The organism is Geobacter psychrophilus, from assembly GCF_056821595.1.
In genome coordinates, this window is the sequence record NZ_JBXDTU010000004.1 from 3,633,139 (window position 1) to 3,648,328 (window position 15,190).

A 15,190-nucleotide genomic window follows, 5' to 3' on the forward strand; every position below is an offset into this window, starting at 1 on the left:
CGGGCATGCCCCGGCAGAAGCAGCAGGAAAAACCGCAACGCAGTTGTCTGGGGTGCCGTCAGGCCCGCGACAAGGATTCGTTGATCCGTTTTGTACTCTCACCTCAAGGCGAGGTTGTGCCGGATATCGAGTCGAAACTGCCGGGCAGAGGGGCATATACCTGCATCAGCGAGCAATGCGTGCGTGCCGCTCTTAAGCAGCGGCAGTTCAGCCGCGCTTTCAAACACGAAGTTGTAACCGTGCCGCCCGATGAAATGGTTGCACAGGTTGCCGGTATCATGCATGGGCGCATACTTGGATATATCGGGTTAGCCAACAGGGCCGGAAAAATCATCTCTGGTGGTTCCATGGTCACGGACGCTATCAGAGGTGCCCATAAGCCTGGGCTGGTTCTGGTGGCCAAGGATGTATCCGCAAGTATCGGGGATAAGATCATACTGCTTGCCGAAGTGCATGGCATCGCATCTCTACATATTATGACGAAAGATGATTTTGGCGCCATTCTTGGTAAGGCGCCCCGTAGCGCGATTGCCATAAAGGCCGGCGGATTTGTGGCACAGCTGTCGCAAGAAATTGAACGATTCAGAAACTTCCTGGGGGAGGTGTAGAACCTATGAGCAAAATACGTGTGAGTAACCTGGCCGAGAGGTTGGGATTAGAGACCCGGGAAGTGATTTCCCGGCTCAAAGATATCGGTGTCGAGGCAAAAACTGCTACATCACTGGTAGATGAAGATGTAGTCAGCAGGCTGGAAAGCCCTAAGTCGATCGGGAGTGGCGCTGATGAAGTCAGGGTGACGACTACCATAATCCGACGTCGTGCCAAGGTTGTACCGGTTGAGCCTGCTGAAGTCGCAGTTGCTGTGCCGGAAGCTCCGGTGGTTGAAAAACCGGCCATCGTTGAAACTCCTGTTGCCCCGGAAGTTGTCCCTGTCGCGGATACGCCTAAGGTGCCTAAGGTCGAAGTTGTGCCGGAGGCCGTCGTTGTTGAAAAGGTTGCAGCGCCTGTCGAAGCGAAGGCCGGTCCCAATCAGGCCCGTATCCTTGGTCGTATGGAAATCCCCGGTGTGACCAACCGGCCGACACGGGTAGTTTCAAAAGATGCGCCTGCCGCAACAACGCAGAGACCTGCAAGCACTCGTCCAGCACCAAGCCGTCCAGGAGAAACACGTCCTGGAGAGCGTCCATCAACACCGCGGCCCGGTGACACAGCCCAGAGGCGCCCAGCCCCGGCGGGCGGAACATCCGATGCAGATCGTTCGCGTATGAAGCAGGTGCAGGTTGCACCGGCCGCGCCTCCGACCGGCGATACCCGTCGCCCGGGTGTAAAGAAAGATGGGCCTTCATTCGGTCCTGATGCCGGAAAGGGTGGCAAGAAAAACGTTGCTCCTGCCAAAAAGAAGGAGCAACCCAGAAAACAGGAGATTCTCGAAAAACGCGAGCGGGTGTTTGATCCGGTCTACAGAGGTTCCAAAAAACGGGGCAAAGAACGCGTATCAACATCTACACGCAGTACCGAGATCACTGTTCCCAAGGCCATCAAGCGTATCATCAAGATTTCTGAAACCATCAGTGTTGGCGAATTGGCCAAGCGGATGGGAATAAAAGCAAACGACCTGATCAAGTCTCTTATGAAGATGGGCATGATGGTTACGATTAACCATCCGCTTGATTTTGACACCGCAGTGATTCTGGCTGCCGAGTACAGCTACGAAGTGGAAAATGTTGCCGTTGACCTGGACGAAATTCTTGAATCGACTCCGGATGCGCCTGAAACTCTGGAAAAACGTCCTCCTGTGGTTACAATCATGGGTCATGTCGACCATGGTAAAACCTCTCTGCTGGATGCCATCCGCGAGGCAAACGTTATTGCCGGTGAGGCCGGCGGCATCACCCAGCATATCGGCGCCTACGATGTTGAGCTGAATGGTAGAAAGATTACCTTCCTCGATACCCCGGGTCATGAAGCCTTTACCGCCATGCGAGCCCGCGGCGCCAAGGTGACTGATATTGTTATTCTGGTCGTAGCTGCCGATGACGGCGTCATGCCCCAGACGCGTGAGGCCATCAATCACTCCAAGGCGGCCGAAGTACCAATTATCGTGGCAGTCAACAAGATCGATAAGCCGGATGCCCGTCCGGAAAATGTCAAACGTGAACTGATGGAGTTCGGGCTTGTTTCTTCTGAATGGGGCGGAGATGCAACCATGGTGGAGGTATCCGCCAAAAAGCGCACCAACCTTGAGGAATTGCTGGAGATGATTCTGTTGCAGGCCGACGTGATGGAACTGAAGGCGAACCCCAATAAACTGGCCAAGGGAACCGTTGTTGAGGCCAAGCTGGATAAGGGGCGCGGCCCGGTTGCCACGGTTCTGGTTCAGGAAGGTACGCTGAAAAACGGTGACTACTGTGTCGTTGGTGTGCATTCAGGGCGTGTTCGAGCCATGCAGAACGACCGTGGTGAAAAGGTTCACGAGGCTGGACCGTCGATGCCGGTTGAGCTCGTCGGACTCTCCGGAGTGCCGGATGCCGGTGATGTCTTCGTCGCCATGAAAGACGAGAAACAGGCCAAAGAGATCGCAACCTTGCGGCAGATCAAGCATCGCGAGGTCGAACTGGCCAAGCATACCAAGCTGTCGCTTGAGGATCTCTACAAAAAGATTCAGAGCGGTGAGGTCAAGGATCTCAACGTTATCATCAAGGGTGACGTGCACGGTTCGATCGAGGCCGTTGGTGAGTCGCTTCGCAAACTTTCTACCGATGCAGTCAGACTCAATGTGCTGCATAACGCGGTTGGTGCGATCACAGAGACAGATGTTAACCTGGCGGCAGCATCCAATGCCATCATTATCGGCTTCAACGTGCGACCGGAAGTCAAGGCCCAAAGTCTGGCAGAGAAGGAAGGGGTTGATATACGTCTCTACAGCATCATCTACGATGCGGTTGAAGATGTGAAAAAGGCCATGGAAGGGTTGCTGGCACCGACGCTCAAGGAGAAATTCCTGGGCAGGGCCGAAATACGCGAGGTGTTTTCGGTACCCAAAATCGGCAATGTTGCCGGTTCCTATATCCTGGACGGCAAAATGCTGCGTAACGCGCAGATTCGATTGCTGCGCGACAATGTCGTGGTACACGAAGGCAAGCTTTCGTCATTACGCCGTATCAAGGACGATGTGAAAGAAGTAGCCAGCGGCTATGAATGCGGCATCGGCATTGAGAATTACAATGATATCAAAGTGGGCGATATCATCGAAGCGTTTGAGATAGAGAAGATCGCAACAAAACTTTAATACTATCGGCATTGGACAGGTGGCGAGGTTAGAGGGGAAACCCTTTTATCTCGCTATTTGTTCATGACCCTGGAAGATGTATGAAGCATAAACGATGTGATAAAGTAGCCGAAACCATCCATGAAACCATATCTTCCATTCTGTCCAGGGGATTGAATGACCCCAGAATCGGTTTTGTCACGATCATTGCTGTGGATGTGACCGTTGACCTGCGCCTGGCGAAGGTCTTCTTTACGGTGATTGGTGATGACCTTGCCAAGAAGAATAGCGAGGCCGGCCTCAACAGCGCAAAAGGCTACATCCGCCGTGAGCTGGGCAAGGTGCTTTCCCTGCGTCTGCTGCCGGAAATTACCTTTACGTACGATCATTCACAGGAATACGGTAATCATATCGATACTATCCTCAGGGAGATAGACAAAGAGCATGATGGGGACAATACAGAAGATCGCTGAAGAGATACGCACCAATCACTCCTTCCTGCTGACATCCCACGAGGGTCCCGATGGTGATGCCGTCGGTTCTACACTCGCCCTGGCCTCGCTATTACGGAAAATCGGTAAAGATGTGCATGTGCACCTCCAGGATTCCGTTCCTGAGCTGTATAGTTTCCTGCCAGGTGTAAACACTGTTAGCACAACAATTCCCGATCGTGCTTTTGATGTCGCTTTTGTATTGGATATCGGCGAGCTGCGACGCGCTGGAGACCTGTTCTGCTCCTTCAAGCGCAACGGGAAAATCATCAACCTCGATCATCACTTGTCCTGTGATAATTTTGGAATTCACAACCTGATTGATCCATCTGCGGCCGCTACCGGCGTGCTGGTCTATCGCATCGCTACTGCGCTCGGTTACAGCTTTGATGCTGAAACCGCTCTCTGTCTATATGTCTCCATAATCACCGATACAGGCTCATTCCGCTATTCAAATGCCAATCGCGAGGCCTTTACAGTTGCCGGTGAGATGATCGAGGCGGGTGTTAATGCCTGGGACGTTGCCGAACAGCTCTATGAAAATCAGCCCCGCAAGCGACTGGAGTTACTGGCCCGCTGTCTCCCGACCCTGGAAGTGATCAAGGGGGGGCTGGCCGCTTCGGTAACGGTTACGTTGGACATGTATGCCAATACCGGTGCAGATGCCGAATTGACGGATGGTTTCGTAAATTATCCCCGCTCCATCAAAGGGGTGGAGGTGGCAATTTTCTTTCGTCAGATAGAAGAGCGGCTGATCAAGGTCGGCTTCAGATCCAAGGGTAAGGTCAATGTCGCGGTCTTTTCTGTTGCACTGGGCGGCGGCGGTCATCACAACGCTGCCGGCTGTACGGTGGATGGAACTATTGATGAAGTCAAAGCCAGGGTATATGCCCTGATGGACGATGTTCTTTGATCAATGGATTCGTTGTCATCGACAAGCCGGCCGGTATCACCTCGCATGATGTTGTCAGCCGTGTCCGCCGGATACTCGGCACCCGCAAGGTCGGCCATACCGGCACGCTCGATCCTTTTGCCACGGGGGTCCTGCCGATAGCGGTCAATGACGGCACCAAGGCGATACCTTTTCTGGACGAAGGGCTTAAATGCTACGAGGCGGTCATGCAGCTGGGGGTGGCAACCGATACCCTGGATATGACCGGTACGGTTTTACGGGAAGCCGCATGGCAGGAGGTTACCCAGGAGCGTGTTGAGTCCGTACTGAAAAAGTTTAGCGGACAGCTGAGCCAGATACCCCCCATGTATTCAGCGATCAAATGCGATGGTCAGCCGTTGTATAAACTGGCTCGCAAAGGTCAGGTTGTTGAGCGCAAAGCACGCGAGATAACGGTCTATTCCCTTGAATTGATCTCCTTTGTCCTGCCGTTCGTCGGATTCAGGGTCGTCTGCTCACGGGGTACCTATGTACGGACGCTGGCGGATGATATCGGCGCACTGCTTGGATGTGGAGCGGCATTGAAGGAGCTGCGCAGGCTGGCAAGCGGCCCCTTTAACATTTCTGCATCAGCGACACTTGAAAAACTTGAAGAAGCCGCCCGTCTCGGCGAGCTTGATGCCCTGACGGTGAGCCCTTATGCCGCGCTTTCGCATCAGCCGGAACTGGTATTGAGTGACGCCGGTGTAGTACATGTCAGACACGGCAGGTCGCCTGGCTGGGCGGATGTAACGGAAGCATCTCCAACATCACATGATGAAACTGTTATGGTTCGCCTTACCTGGAATGGGGAACTGGTTGCGGTTGCTGAATGCATGTTAGGTGTAGATGCTGTGCCGCGTATTCTCCTGAAGCGTGTTTTCATCTAAGTTAATGCTTTACATGCGGAAGCGTGTATGGTATCAATTTTAGCTTGCGGTTATGTTCTAACAGATTTAATCAACCACTAGAGATGTAGAGTGTACATACAAAGGAGGTGTTAGCAGTGCTGGCAACCGAAAAGAAACAGGAAATCATCAATTCATTCAAAAAACATGAAAGCGACACAGGTTCTCCAGAGGTGCAGATTGCCATTCTCACCGAGCGGATAACCTATCTCACCGAGCACTTCAAGATCCACAAGAAGGACCACCACAGCCGTAGAGGGCTGCTGAAGCTTGTCGGCCAGAGGCGCAGGCTTCTGGATTACCTCAAAGGCAAAGAGGTAGACAGGTATAAAACGGTGATCGAGCGACTCGGCATACGTAGGTAATGGATCGGCACTCTACCGGCTTACAGTCGCTAGGGTGCCTTTTTATTGACAGTATGCCATATGTGAAAAGAGGGCTTTCCGGCCCTTTTTATTTTTGTTGGGGACGTGGGTAGAGTCCCATGCCGTAGTGGTATGGGGTTGTAGCGACGGCCCCAACGCAACAAAGAATGGAGAAGAGTATGGAACACGTTGTAAATGTTGAGTTTGGTGGCAGGACCGTCACCATCTCCACCGGCAAGATGGCCAAACAGGCCAATGGCGCCGTGATGGTGAGAAGCGGGGATACGATGGTGCTGGTAACTGCCGTAGCCCAAAAAGAAGCCAAAGAAGGACAGGATTTTTTCCCCCTGACCGTTAACTATACGGAAAAGGCCTATGCCGGCGGCAAGATTCCGGGCAGTTTCTTCAAGCGCGAGGCGCGTCCTTCCGACCCGGAAACGCTGATCTGTCGCCTGATAGACCGTCCTATTCGTCCGCTGTTCCCGGAAACATTCCTCAATGACACCCAGATCATGGCAACCGTCGTGTCGGCTGACAAGGACAATGATCCCGGGATTCTTTCCATGCTGGGTGCTTCCGCTGCCCTGATGATCTCCGATATCCCTTTTCAGGGTCCTATCGCCGGCGTCAAGGTCGGCCGGGTAGACGGCAAACTGATCTGTAACCCAACAGCTGAAGAACTTCTGGTCAGTGACCTGGAAATAGTAGTTGCAGCAAGCCGCGATGCGGTCATTATGGTCGAAGGAGAGGCGAAATTCGTATCCGAGGCTGACCTGCTCGATGCGGTCTTCTTTGCCAAGGAAGCGATGCTTCCGTTGATCCAGGCCCAGGAAGAGCTGCAGAAAAAGGCCGGCGTCGCCAAGCGCGCCGTTGTACCGGTAACCGTGAATGAGCCGTTATTGGCCAAGGTACGCGCATTGGCCTTTGATCGCATGGCTGCTGCGGTCAAGATCAAGTCCAAACAGGAACGCCACAACCAGATCGACCTGGTCAAGACGGAAACGATCGAGGCTCTCAAGGAAGAATTTGAGGGCAGTGCCAAGCAGATCAAGGGCTTCCTGGGCGATTTTGAATATGAACATGTGCGCGCCGATGTCCTCGATACCGGCATTCGTATCGATGGCCGCGACACAGTCACCATCCGCCCCATCTCCACCGAAGCCGGACTGCTGCCGCGTACCCATGGTTCAGCCCTGTTTACCCGCGGTGAAACCCAGGCCCTGGTTACCGCCACCCTCGGTACCTCCAGCGACGAACAGCGTATGGACTCCCTGTACGGCGAGTATCGCAAGCGCTTCCTGCTGCATTACAACTTTCCTCCGTTTTCCGTTGGCGAAACCAGTTTCCGCCTGGGACCCGGTCGTCGCGAGATCGGTCACGGCATGCTGGCAGAGCGGGCACTTTCAGCTGTTCTCCCCAATCATGATGATTTCCCCTACACCATCCGCATCGTGTCCGAGACCCTGGAGAGCAACGGTTCCTCCTCCATGGCTGCCGTCTGCGGCGGCTGTATGTCGCTGATGGATGCCGGTGTACCTATCTCTGCACCGGTAGCCGGTATCGCCATGGGTCTGATCAAGGAAGGCGACAAGGTTGCCATTCTTTCCGATATCCTGGGTGATGAGGACCATCTGGGCGATATGGACTTCAAGGTGGCTGGAACAGCCGATGGCGTTACCGCCCTGCAGATGGATATCAAGATCGGCGGCGTGACCAGGGATATCATGCAGAAGGCCCTCAGCCAGGCTCGCGACGCTCGTCTGCATATCCTGGGCAAGATGGCAGAAACGCTGGCTGCACCGCGTCCCGAAATGTCGCCCTTTGCACCGCGCATCACCACCATCTGGGTCAAGACCGACAAGATCCGCGACGTCATCGGAACCGGCGGCAAGAACATTCGCAACATCACCGAGACCACCGGCGTCACCGTGGATATCGATGATACCGGTCGCATCAACATCGCCAGTACCAGCAAGGAAGCCTGTGATCTGGCCATTCAGATGATCCGCGGCCTGACAGAAGACGCCGAAGAGGGACGTCTCTACATGGGTACAGTCAAGAAGATCATGGATTTCGGCGCATTCGTGGAGATCATGCCGGGTACCGACGGTCTTGTTCATATCTCCGAGCTTGATACCGCCAGGGTCAAGGTTGTTACCGATGTTCTCAACGAAGGTGACCAGGTTCTGGTCAAGTGCATTGGCGTGGACAAGAACGGCAAGATCAAACTCTCTCGCAAAGAGGCTATGGGTCTGAATCTTGACGGAACAAAAAAGGCGGAGTAACTTCCGGCAGCACAATTGATTTCCCGGATAGGGCGAAGCGTCGAGCTTCGCCCTATCTTTTTGTCTCTGCTTCAGGTCTGTCGTTACTGTTGAAGAAAAAAGTGGCCTATCCGGGTATGCAGAAAAAATCAGCTTGACTTGGATGCTGCTATTGAGCTATTAAGAATGTTCATTTTATGGTGGCTGTGGTGAAGCGGTTAACACGTGCGACTGTGACTCGCATATGCGAGGGTTCGATACCCTCCAGCCACCCCAAAAAAATCTAACCTGCTGATACAGGCAGGTTATTGCAATAAAAAGCTCTCCCGCGAATACTTCGCAGGAGAGCTTTTTCGTATTCGAGCTGGTTTGTCTTGAATTCGGTCTTCAGGTATCAAACCTGGTTGAAAAAACAGTTGTGATGTATCCCGCAGATTTCCCGTACACCCTCTATTACGAAACAACTGTTACCCCGTATTGCGCAAACCGGAGGCAATCCCGTTGATCGTGGCAGCCAGGACAAAGTCCAGTTCCCCACTGCCCTGGCCGGCCCGCCTGCGCCTGAGCAGCTCGATCTGGATCATGCTCAGGGGATCGACATAGGGGTTGCGCAGCCTGATCGAGCGTGCCAGGGAGGGATTGCCCTCCAGCAGTTCTTGCTGTCCGGTGATCGCCAGGATGGTTCGCCGTGTGCGCCCGAACTCCTCCACAACCATGCCGAAGACCCGTTCCCGCAGCTGCACATCCGGGACGAGGTCAGCATACAGTTTGGCCAGGGGCAGATCGACCTTGGTCAGTGCCAGTTCCACGTTGCGGATCAGGTCGTTAAAGAGGGGGAAGCCCGCCATCATGCCCTGCAGAACCGCCATGCCGGATTCCGACTGTTCGGCAAAACGATCCAGGGCGAATCCGACGCCAAACCAGGCTGGAATTACGTGCCGGCTCTGCATCCAGCCGAAGCCCCAGGGGATGGCGCGCAGTTCGCCCAGATCCCGGCTGGCGCTGCGCTTGACCGGGCGCGAGCCGATCTTGGCCAGTTCAAACTCCAGCACCGGCGTGGCCTGTTCGAAATAGGGCATGATATCCGGGTTGTCGGCGATCCGCTCCCGGTAGAAGCTGTAGGCGCTGGCTGACAGCGCCTCCATGGTCTGCTCCCACCCCTCGGGTGTGTCCCGCTCTCCCTGGGGAATCAGGCTCAGGGCATCCAGGCTGGCGGCCACCATCAGCTCAAGATTGCGCTCAGCCAGGATGGCATCGGAGTATTTCCAGTTGATAACCTCACCCTGTTCGGTGATGCGGATCGTACCGTTGAAGGCCCCCGGCGGCTGAGACGTGATTGCCCGGTAGGTGGGACCACCGCCCCGGCCGACTGTGCCGCCCCGGCCGTGGAACAGTCGCAGCTGCACACCGCATTCGGCTGCTACCCGGTGCAGAGCGCGATGCGCCTTGAAGATCTCCCATGTGCTGGTGAGCATGCCGCCGTCCTTGTTGGAGTCTGAATAGCCCAGCATGACCTCCTGTCTGCGCTGCCACGAATTCAGGTAGGGTGCGAAGTCCGGCATGCTCCAGAGGGTGCGGCAGATCTGGGGGGCATTGCGCAGGTCATCGATGGATTCGAAGAGCGGTACCGGCATCAGTCCCGGGTCACGACCGTCGGCAGTGGCAGCTACCTGCACCCCGCACAGCTCCAGCAACCAGACTAGCGAGAGGACATCGGTCACAGATTCGGCGCCGCTGATCACGTAGTTGTGCAGTGCCTCGGGCGGATAGCTGCGCTTCAACTCGGCCAGGGTCCGCAGGGTATCCAGCAGACCGGTTGTTTCTGGCGATGGAGTCGTGGGCGCGTGATCGTGGGGCGGCACAACCGTGCTGCCGGTTGCAAGTTCGGCCACGGCCCGGGCGTGAACGCGGGCATGCTGGCGGATATCGAGGGTATGAAGGTGAAAGCCGAAGGTATCCACCCGGCGCAGTATCGGGTCCACGTAGGTGCGGGCCAGCCGTTCAGCGCCACGGTGGGCCAGGCTGGTGCGGATCAGGGCCAGGTCAGCCGCGAATGAAGCCGAATCCGGATAGGCTTCCGGGTCGCCCGGCTCGTTACGGGTGCAGCGCAGACGGTGCAGGACAAAGGCCAGGAATCTGCGGTACAGCTCGCACTCCGGGTAGGCACTGATTTTGGGAAGCAGGGCGGGAATCGACCCGCAGTAGCGATCAAGTGCTGCGGTCAGCTCCGGAGAATGGCCCGTCCGGTAGCTGGAAGGGGTCAGCAATTCGCGCAACTCGTCGATGTCGCTCAGATAATGGGCCAGAATCGTTTCACGGGCCATCTGCAGGGCGATGCGGGTGGTATCGGTGGTTACGAACGGGTTGCCGTCCCGGTCGCCGCCGGTCCAGGAACCGAATCTGACTACCGTCGGCAGTTCACGGCCGGAGAGCTGCATGCCGTACACGTCCTGGAAGGCTGCGGCCAGGTCCTGATAGAAACGGGGCAGGGGGGTGATCAGCGAGCCGGGATAGTGGTTGACCCCCATGCGGATCTCGTCAACGACCGTCGGCTGCTTGCGGCGGACCTCATCGGTCTGCCAAAGGGCGGTAATCTCCGCAAGAATGGCGTCCTGTCCCTGGCCGGCTGCTGCATCGGTCAGCGGCAGCCGGTCGAGTTTTTCCAGGGCACGGGCGATGCGGCGCCGCTTGAACAGGACCACCCGGCGCGCCACCTCGGTCGGGTGGGCGGTGAAGACCGGCGTTACCTCAACTTGCCCGAGGTATTTCAGGGCATCTGCTCCGCTGATGCCGGCAGCGCGCATGCGGCGCAACGTGCCACGCATGGAGCCGGGCTTGTCCCTGTCCCCGGGTGCGAAGCGCATTGCCCGCAGCCGGCGTTTGCGATGATTCGTTTCCGCCAGGTTGGTCAATTCGAAGTAGGTGCCGAAGGCCTTGACGATCTGATAGGCATCATTCTCGGACATGTCATGGACGATCGAGACCATGCGCTCCTTGAGTTCCCGTTCTTCAGGGGTGTCAAGATCCGCCCCTCCCTGGCCGCTGTTGAGCTGGCGGTGGCGTATCGCCAGGTGGCGCAGGTGTTCCTCGGCTTCATACACCGCCTGGCCGGCCTGTTCACGGATCACTGTGCCGAGCAGCATCCCCAGGGAACGGACATCGCGCCTGAGCGACGTTTCCTTCTCCGCAGGATCACAACTCGTCAATTCGTCCAGGCGTGCGCGCTGGTCATCCGCCATCCAGTAGAGTTCCGGGTCAGTCATGTCTGTTCTCCCTGGTCAGTGAGTGTTGTTTCCGTTCTTGTGACGCCCTGTCTGACCACAACGTATTCTTCAGATACTCTCAATGAACAACAGTGCCGGGTCTTCCAGAAAGCCGACCACCCGGGACAGAAACCGGGCGGCGGTCACACCGTCGGTGATGCGGTGGTCGAAGGTCAGGGAGATGGGCAGTATCGAACGGATGACGATACTGCTGTCATGCACCCAGGGGCGTTCGACGATGCGGCCGAAGCCCATGATGGCGACGTCGGGCCAGTTGATGATCGGGGTGGCGAACAGTCCGCCGAAATGGCCGTAGTTGGTGATGGTGAAGCTGCTCCCCTTCATTTCGTCCAGGGTGATGGTCCGATCGCGTGCCTTTTCTCCCAGCACCTGGATCTCGGCCGCCAGGTCAAGGATGCTTTTGCGGTCCACATTGCGGATCACCGGCACCATCAGGCCGTCGGGTGTTTCGACGGCGATGCCGAAATGGTAATGCTTCTTCAGGATAATCGTCTCACCGGCATCATCGATGGCGGCGTTGAAGGCCGGATAGTCGCGCAGGGCGTGCTGCACCGCCTTGATGAAGAAGGGGAGGAAGGTCAGGTGCGTGCCGTGGGTCCCGGCTGCCGACTGCTCGCGAACCCTCAGCAGGGTCAACTCGCTGACGTCAGCCTCCTCCATGACCGTGACAAAGGCGGTGTGTTGCTGGGCGGCCAGGACGTTGCGGGCCGCAGTGCGACGAACCCCCCTGAGCGGCAGGCGTTCGACCGGCCCGAATGGGTCAGCGACTTCCGGCACGTCTGCTGCGCCCCGCTCAAGGTCTTCGGGTGTGATACTGCCATGGGGGCCGCTGCCGCTGATTGTCTGCAGGTTTATGCCCCGCTCGCGGGCCAGTTGCCGCACCAGCGGAGTCGCTTTGATACCGGCATTGGTTGCCGCAGGCGCGACAACAGGTACGTCCTCTGCCTCGGGCAGCTCGCCGACAATGCCGACTGATCGTGCCCGCACCTGTGGCACTGTTTCATCGTCGATGGCCAGGAGGGTATCGCCGACACGGATGATATCGCCCTCCCGGCCATGCAGCCGGCTGATGGTACCGCCATGTGGCGAGGGCACCTCAACCACGGCCTTGTCGGTCTCCACTTCGGCCACGGTCTGGTGCTGTTCGACCCGCTGGCCTTCCGTCACCAGCCATTTGCGCAGTTCGACCTCGGCAATCCCTTCACCCAGGTCGGGGAGTTTGAATTCATAGTGCATGCTCAGTACCTCATGACGTCGTCGATGGCAGTGCGGATCTGTTCCGTGGTCGGCAGATAATGGTCGATCAATCTGGGGAGCGGCAGCACCACATCCGGCGCCGTCACCCGTAGCACCGGCGCCCGCAGCTGCAGGATCGCCTCTTCGGCCACGGTGGCGGCGATCTCGGCGCCCAGTCCGCCGCTCTTGACCGCTTCATGGACGATCACCAGCCGGCCGGTCTTTCCGACCGAGGCCAGTAGTGTTTCCCAGTCAAAGGGTGTCAGGGTCTGGGGATCGATTACCTCAACCGAGTGAGCCGTCTGTGTCTTGAGCACCCGCTCCAGCATGCTGCCCCAGGCCACCACCGTCACGTCCTGTCCCTGTCGGGCGATCCGGGCCGTCCCGAGCGGAATCGTGTAGTCTGCCTCGGGGACATCCTCGCGGATCATCCGGTACAGGCGGGTCGGCTCCAGGAAGATCACCGGGTCCGGATCGCGGATGGCCGCCAGCAGCAGTCCCTTGGCGCTGTAGGGACCGGAGGGGACGACCACCTTGATCCCCGGCAGATGACAGAGCAGCGCCTCGCTGCTCTCCTCGTGCAGCTCCGGGGCCTTGATGCCGCCGCCATATGGGGTCCGTATCACTAAAGGGCAGGTAAAGCGGCCGTGGGAGCGGGTCCTCAGGCGGGCCGCATGGGTATAGATCTGGTCCAGGGCGGCGTAGATGAAGCCCAGGAACTGGATCTCGGCCACCGGGCGCAGGCCGTAGGCGGCCATGCCGACCGCTGCGCCGACGATGCCCGATTCGGACAGGGGCGTGTCCATGACCCGCTCGGCGCGGAAGCGTTCCTGCAACCCTTCCGTAACGCGGAAGACACCGCCGTCGCGCCCCACATCCTCGCCCAGCAGCACGACCCGGTCATCGCGGGCCATTTCCTGACTCAGCGCCTGGTTGATAGCCTGTACCATAGTAAGCTGGGCCATGTCAGCTCCCTTTCCGCTGACCGGCTAGGCGCTGGCCGGGGATAGACAGGGTGTGTTGGAACATCGCATCCGGGTCGGGTGCTGCCTGAGGCTCCATGACAACGACCGCCCCATCGATGGTATCGGTTGCCCGCTGCCGTGTTTCCCGGGCGTATGCCGCGTTCCAGATGCCGCAGCGATCCATGTAGCGCTCCAGTCTGAGAATAGGGTCAAGGGCGCTCCAGGCAGCCACCTCATCGACCGAGCGGTAGCGCCCGGCATCGTCCGAGGTGGTATGGTCGGCCAAGCGGTAGGTCAGGCACTCGATAAAGGTCGGCCCGCCGCCGCCCCGCGCCTTCTGCAGGGCATCGCGGGTGGCCCGGCAGACGGCGAAGACGTCGTTGCCGTCCACCTGCACCCCTTCAAAGCCGTAGGCCTGGGCCTTCTGAGCCAGGGTAGGGGCGGCTGTCTGATGACTGAGCGGCACGGATATGGCCCACTGGTTGTTCTGGCAGATGAAGACCAGCGGCAGCCGGAAGACCCCTGCCATGTTGAAGCCCTCGTGGAAGTCCCCTTTGGAGGTGGCCCCGTCGCCGAACCAGGCGGCCACGGCGATCGGGTCGTGCCGGTAGCGGGCTGCCATGGCGGCCCCGACCGCATGGGGGATGTGGCTGCCGACCGAGACGCAGACCGGGAAGATGTTCAGCGACGCCGGCGCCTGCTGTCCGCGCTCGTCGCCTGCCCAGTACTGGAAGATCTGATGAATGGGATAGCCGAGGGTCAGTTGGACCCCCAGTTCACGGAAGGAGGGGAAGATCCAGTCACGTGACTGGAGTGCAAAGGCGCTGCCCACCTGGGCTGCCTCCTGTCCCAGGCTGGGAGGGTAGGTGCCGAGCCGTCCTTCGCGCTGCAGGGCTATGGCCCGCTGGTCAAAGGTCCTGGTCAGCAGCATCAGCTCGTACAGGCGCCGGATATCCCCTTCCAGCAAGGGGGGCATGAGCGCTTCATCGACAGTTCCGTCCGGCGCGAGGATGCTCAGGCGGTGAATCTCACATGTGGCACGGATCTCGTCAGGCATGGCGGCTGCTTCCTCCGGGTAGATGGCCTCTGATCTAAACATACACCTTTGCCCCGGCTGATACCACCGCTTTCAAAGGCCATATCAACGACCGTTGAGACCTTCTTGTGTGATGCTGGCAAACTCCCCGGATGCAATAACTACGATTGAATAACGGATTTATCTCAGCATTGGACCATGGTATAATGCACCCGAAGCAGTACGCCGGCATCATGGAAGGAGGACCAGCAGATGAAAAAAATACTCTTGTTCAGACTGGTAATGTTACTTCTGATAACCTCGACGCTCTCGGGCTGTATCTGGTTTGTAGAGGATGACGGATTCGGCCATAGAGGCGGCCGTGGGGGATATCACGGTGAGCATGAAGGTCATCGTTGATGGTGAATTGTTCTGCATGGGCAGGTGCACAAATGGATCTAAG

12 protein-coding genes and 1 tRNA gene are annotated in these 15,190 nt (G+C 57.6%); 9 read left to right on the plus strand and 4 right to left on the minus strand.

Translation table 11 applies throughout. The features are described 5' to 3' along the window. Positions 1-5 precede the first annotated feature (5 nt). The 8 genes from ACOCF6_RS19410 to ACOCF6_RS19445 all read left to right on the plus strand — a co-directional run bounded on the left by ACOCF6_RS19410 (position 6) and on the right by ACOCF6_RS19445 (position 8,503). The gene (locus ACOCF6_RS19410) at positions 6-608 is read left to right on the plus strand and encodes a DUF448 domain-containing protein (RefSeq protein WP_482461970.1); all 603 of its coding nucleotides are present in this window, start codon (positions 6-8) and stop codon (positions 606-608) included. 5 nt (positions 609-613) lie between these two features. After that, on the plus strand, positions 614-3,289 hold the full coding sequence (gene infB / locus ACOCF6_RS19415; protein WP_482461971.1) for a translation initiation factor IF-2: 2,676 nt from the start codon (positions 614-616) through the stop codon (positions 3,287-3,289). Between the two features lie 80 nt (positions 3,290-3,369). Beyond that, positions 3,370-3,741: a ribosome-binding factor A gene (locus tag ACOCF6_RS19420; protein ID WP_482461972.1), complete on the plus strand. Its 372-nt coding sequence runs from the start codon at positions 3,370-3,372 to the stop codon at positions 3,739-3,741. Continuing rightward, positions 3,713-4,672, plus strand: coding sequence for a DHH family phosphoesterase (locus ACOCF6_RS19425; protein WP_482461973.1), 960 nt, complete (start codon positions 3,713-3,715; stop codon positions 4,670-4,672). Before ACOCF6_RS19420 ends, ACOCF6_RS19425 begins: the two co-directional genes overlap by 29 nt. After that, positions 4,672-5,580 carry a tRNA pseudouridine(55) synthase TruB gene (gene truB, locus ACOCF6_RS19430; RefSeq protein WP_482463407.1) on the plus strand — a complete coding sequence of 303 codons (909 nt, stop codon included), beginning with the start codon at positions 4,672-4,674 and terminating at the stop codon, positions 5,578-5,580. Before ACOCF6_RS19425 ends, truB begins: the two co-directional genes overlap by 1 nt. Before the next feature lie 116 nt (positions 5,581-5,696). Continuing rightward, the gene (gene rpsO / locus ACOCF6_RS19435) at positions 5,697-5,963 is read left to right on the plus strand and encodes a 30S ribosomal protein S15 (protein WP_482461974.1); all 267 of its coding nucleotides are present in this window, start codon (positions 5,697-5,699) and stop codon (positions 5,961-5,963) included. A 179-nt stretch (positions 5,964-6,142) separates the two neighbouring features. Then, positions 6,143-8,248 (plus strand): polyribonucleotide nucleotidyltransferase, encoded by a 2,106-nt coding sequence (gene pnp / locus ACOCF6_RS19440; RefSeq protein ID WP_482461975.1) that lies wholly within the window; start codon positions 6,143-6,145, stop codon positions 8,246-8,248. Between the two features lie 179 nt (positions 8,249-8,427). Beyond that, positions 8,428-8,503, plus strand: a tRNA-His gene (locus tag ACOCF6_RS19445). Between the two features lie 191 nt (positions 8,504-8,694). Here ACOCF6_RS19445 and ACOCF6_RS19450 read toward each other — a convergent pair. The 4 genes from ACOCF6_RS19450 to pdhA all read right to left on the minus strand — a co-directional run bounded on the left by ACOCF6_RS19450 (position 8,695) and on the right by pdhA (position 14,769). After that, positions 8,695-11,490, minus strand: coding sequence for a phosphoenolpyruvate carboxylase (locus ACOCF6_RS19450; RefSeq protein ID WP_482461976.1), 2,796 nt, complete (start codon positions 11,488-11,490; stop codon positions 8,695-8,697). 69 nt (positions 11,491-11,559) lie between these two features. Beyond that, a complete protein-coding gene (locus tag ACOCF6_RS19455) occupies positions 11,560-12,747 on the minus strand; it encodes a dihydrolipoamide acetyltransferase family protein (protein WP_482461977.1) in 1,188 nt (395 codons plus the stop codon). Between the two features lie 2 nt (positions 12,748-12,749). Next, a complete protein-coding gene (locus ACOCF6_RS19460) occupies positions 12,750-13,712 on the minus strand; it encodes an alpha-ketoacid dehydrogenase subunit beta (RefSeq protein ID WP_482461978.1) in 963 nt (320 codons plus the stop codon). Position 13,713: 1 nt separating this feature from the next. Further along, positions 13,714-14,769: a pyruvate dehydrogenase (acetyl-transferring) E1 component subunit alpha gene (pdhA, locus tag ACOCF6_RS19465; RefSeq protein ID WP_482463409.1), complete on the minus strand. Its 1,056-nt coding sequence runs from the start codon at positions 14,767-14,769 to the stop codon at positions 13,714-13,716. Positions 14,770-15,000: 231 nt separating this feature from the next. Between pdhA and ACOCF6_RS19470 the strand changes: the two genes are divergently transcribed. Next, on the plus strand, positions 15,001-15,147 hold the full coding sequence (locus ACOCF6_RS19470; RefSeq protein WP_482461979.1) for a hypothetical protein: 147 nt from the start codon (positions 15,001-15,003) through the stop codon (positions 15,145-15,147). Positions 15,148-15,190 lie beyond the last annotated feature (43 nt).

What these genes read in the sequence shown, in the direction of transcription:
- ACOCF6_RS19410 (WP_482461970.1), top strand. Translation starts at nt 6, where the DNA reads ATGCCCCGGCAGAAGCAGCAGGAAAAACCGCAACGCAGTTGTCTGGGG.
- infB (WP_482461971.1), top strand. Translation starts at nt 614, where the DNA reads ATGAGCAAAATACGTGTGAGTAACCTGGCCGAGAGGTTGGGATTAGAG.
- ACOCF6_RS19420 (WP_482461972.1), top strand. Translation starts at nt 3,370, where the DNA reads ATGAAGCATAAACGATGTGATAAAGTAGCCGAAACCATCCATGAAACC.
- ACOCF6_RS19425 (WP_482461973.1), top strand. Translation starts at nt 3,713, where the DNA reads ATGATGGGGACAATACAGAAGATCGCTGAAGAGATACGCACCAATCAC.
- pnp (WP_482461975.1), top strand. Translation starts at nt 6,143, where the DNA reads ATGGAACACGTTGTAAATGTTGAGTTTGGTGGCAGGACCGTCACCATC.
- ACOCF6_RS19450 (WP_482461976.1), bottom strand. Translation starts at nt 11,490, where the DNA reads ATGACTGACCCGGAACTCTACTGGATGGCGGATGACCAGCGCGCACGC.
- ACOCF6_RS19455 (WP_482461977.1), bottom strand. Translation starts at nt 12,747, where the DNA reads ATGCACTATGAATTCAAACTCCCCGACCTGGGTGAAGGGATTGCCGAG.
- ACOCF6_RS19460 (WP_482461978.1), bottom strand. Translation starts at nt 13,712, where the DNA reads ATGGCCCAGCTTACTATGGTACAGGCTATCAACCAGGCGCTGAGTCAG.
- pdhA (WP_482463409.1), bottom strand. Translation starts at nt 14,769, where the DNA reads ATGCCTGACGAGATCCGTGCCACATGTGAGATTCACCGCCTGAGCATC.
- ACOCF6_RS19470 (WP_482461979.1), top strand. Translation starts at nt 15,001, where the DNA reads ATGAAAAAAATACTCTTGTTCAGACTGGTAATGTTACTTCTGATAACC.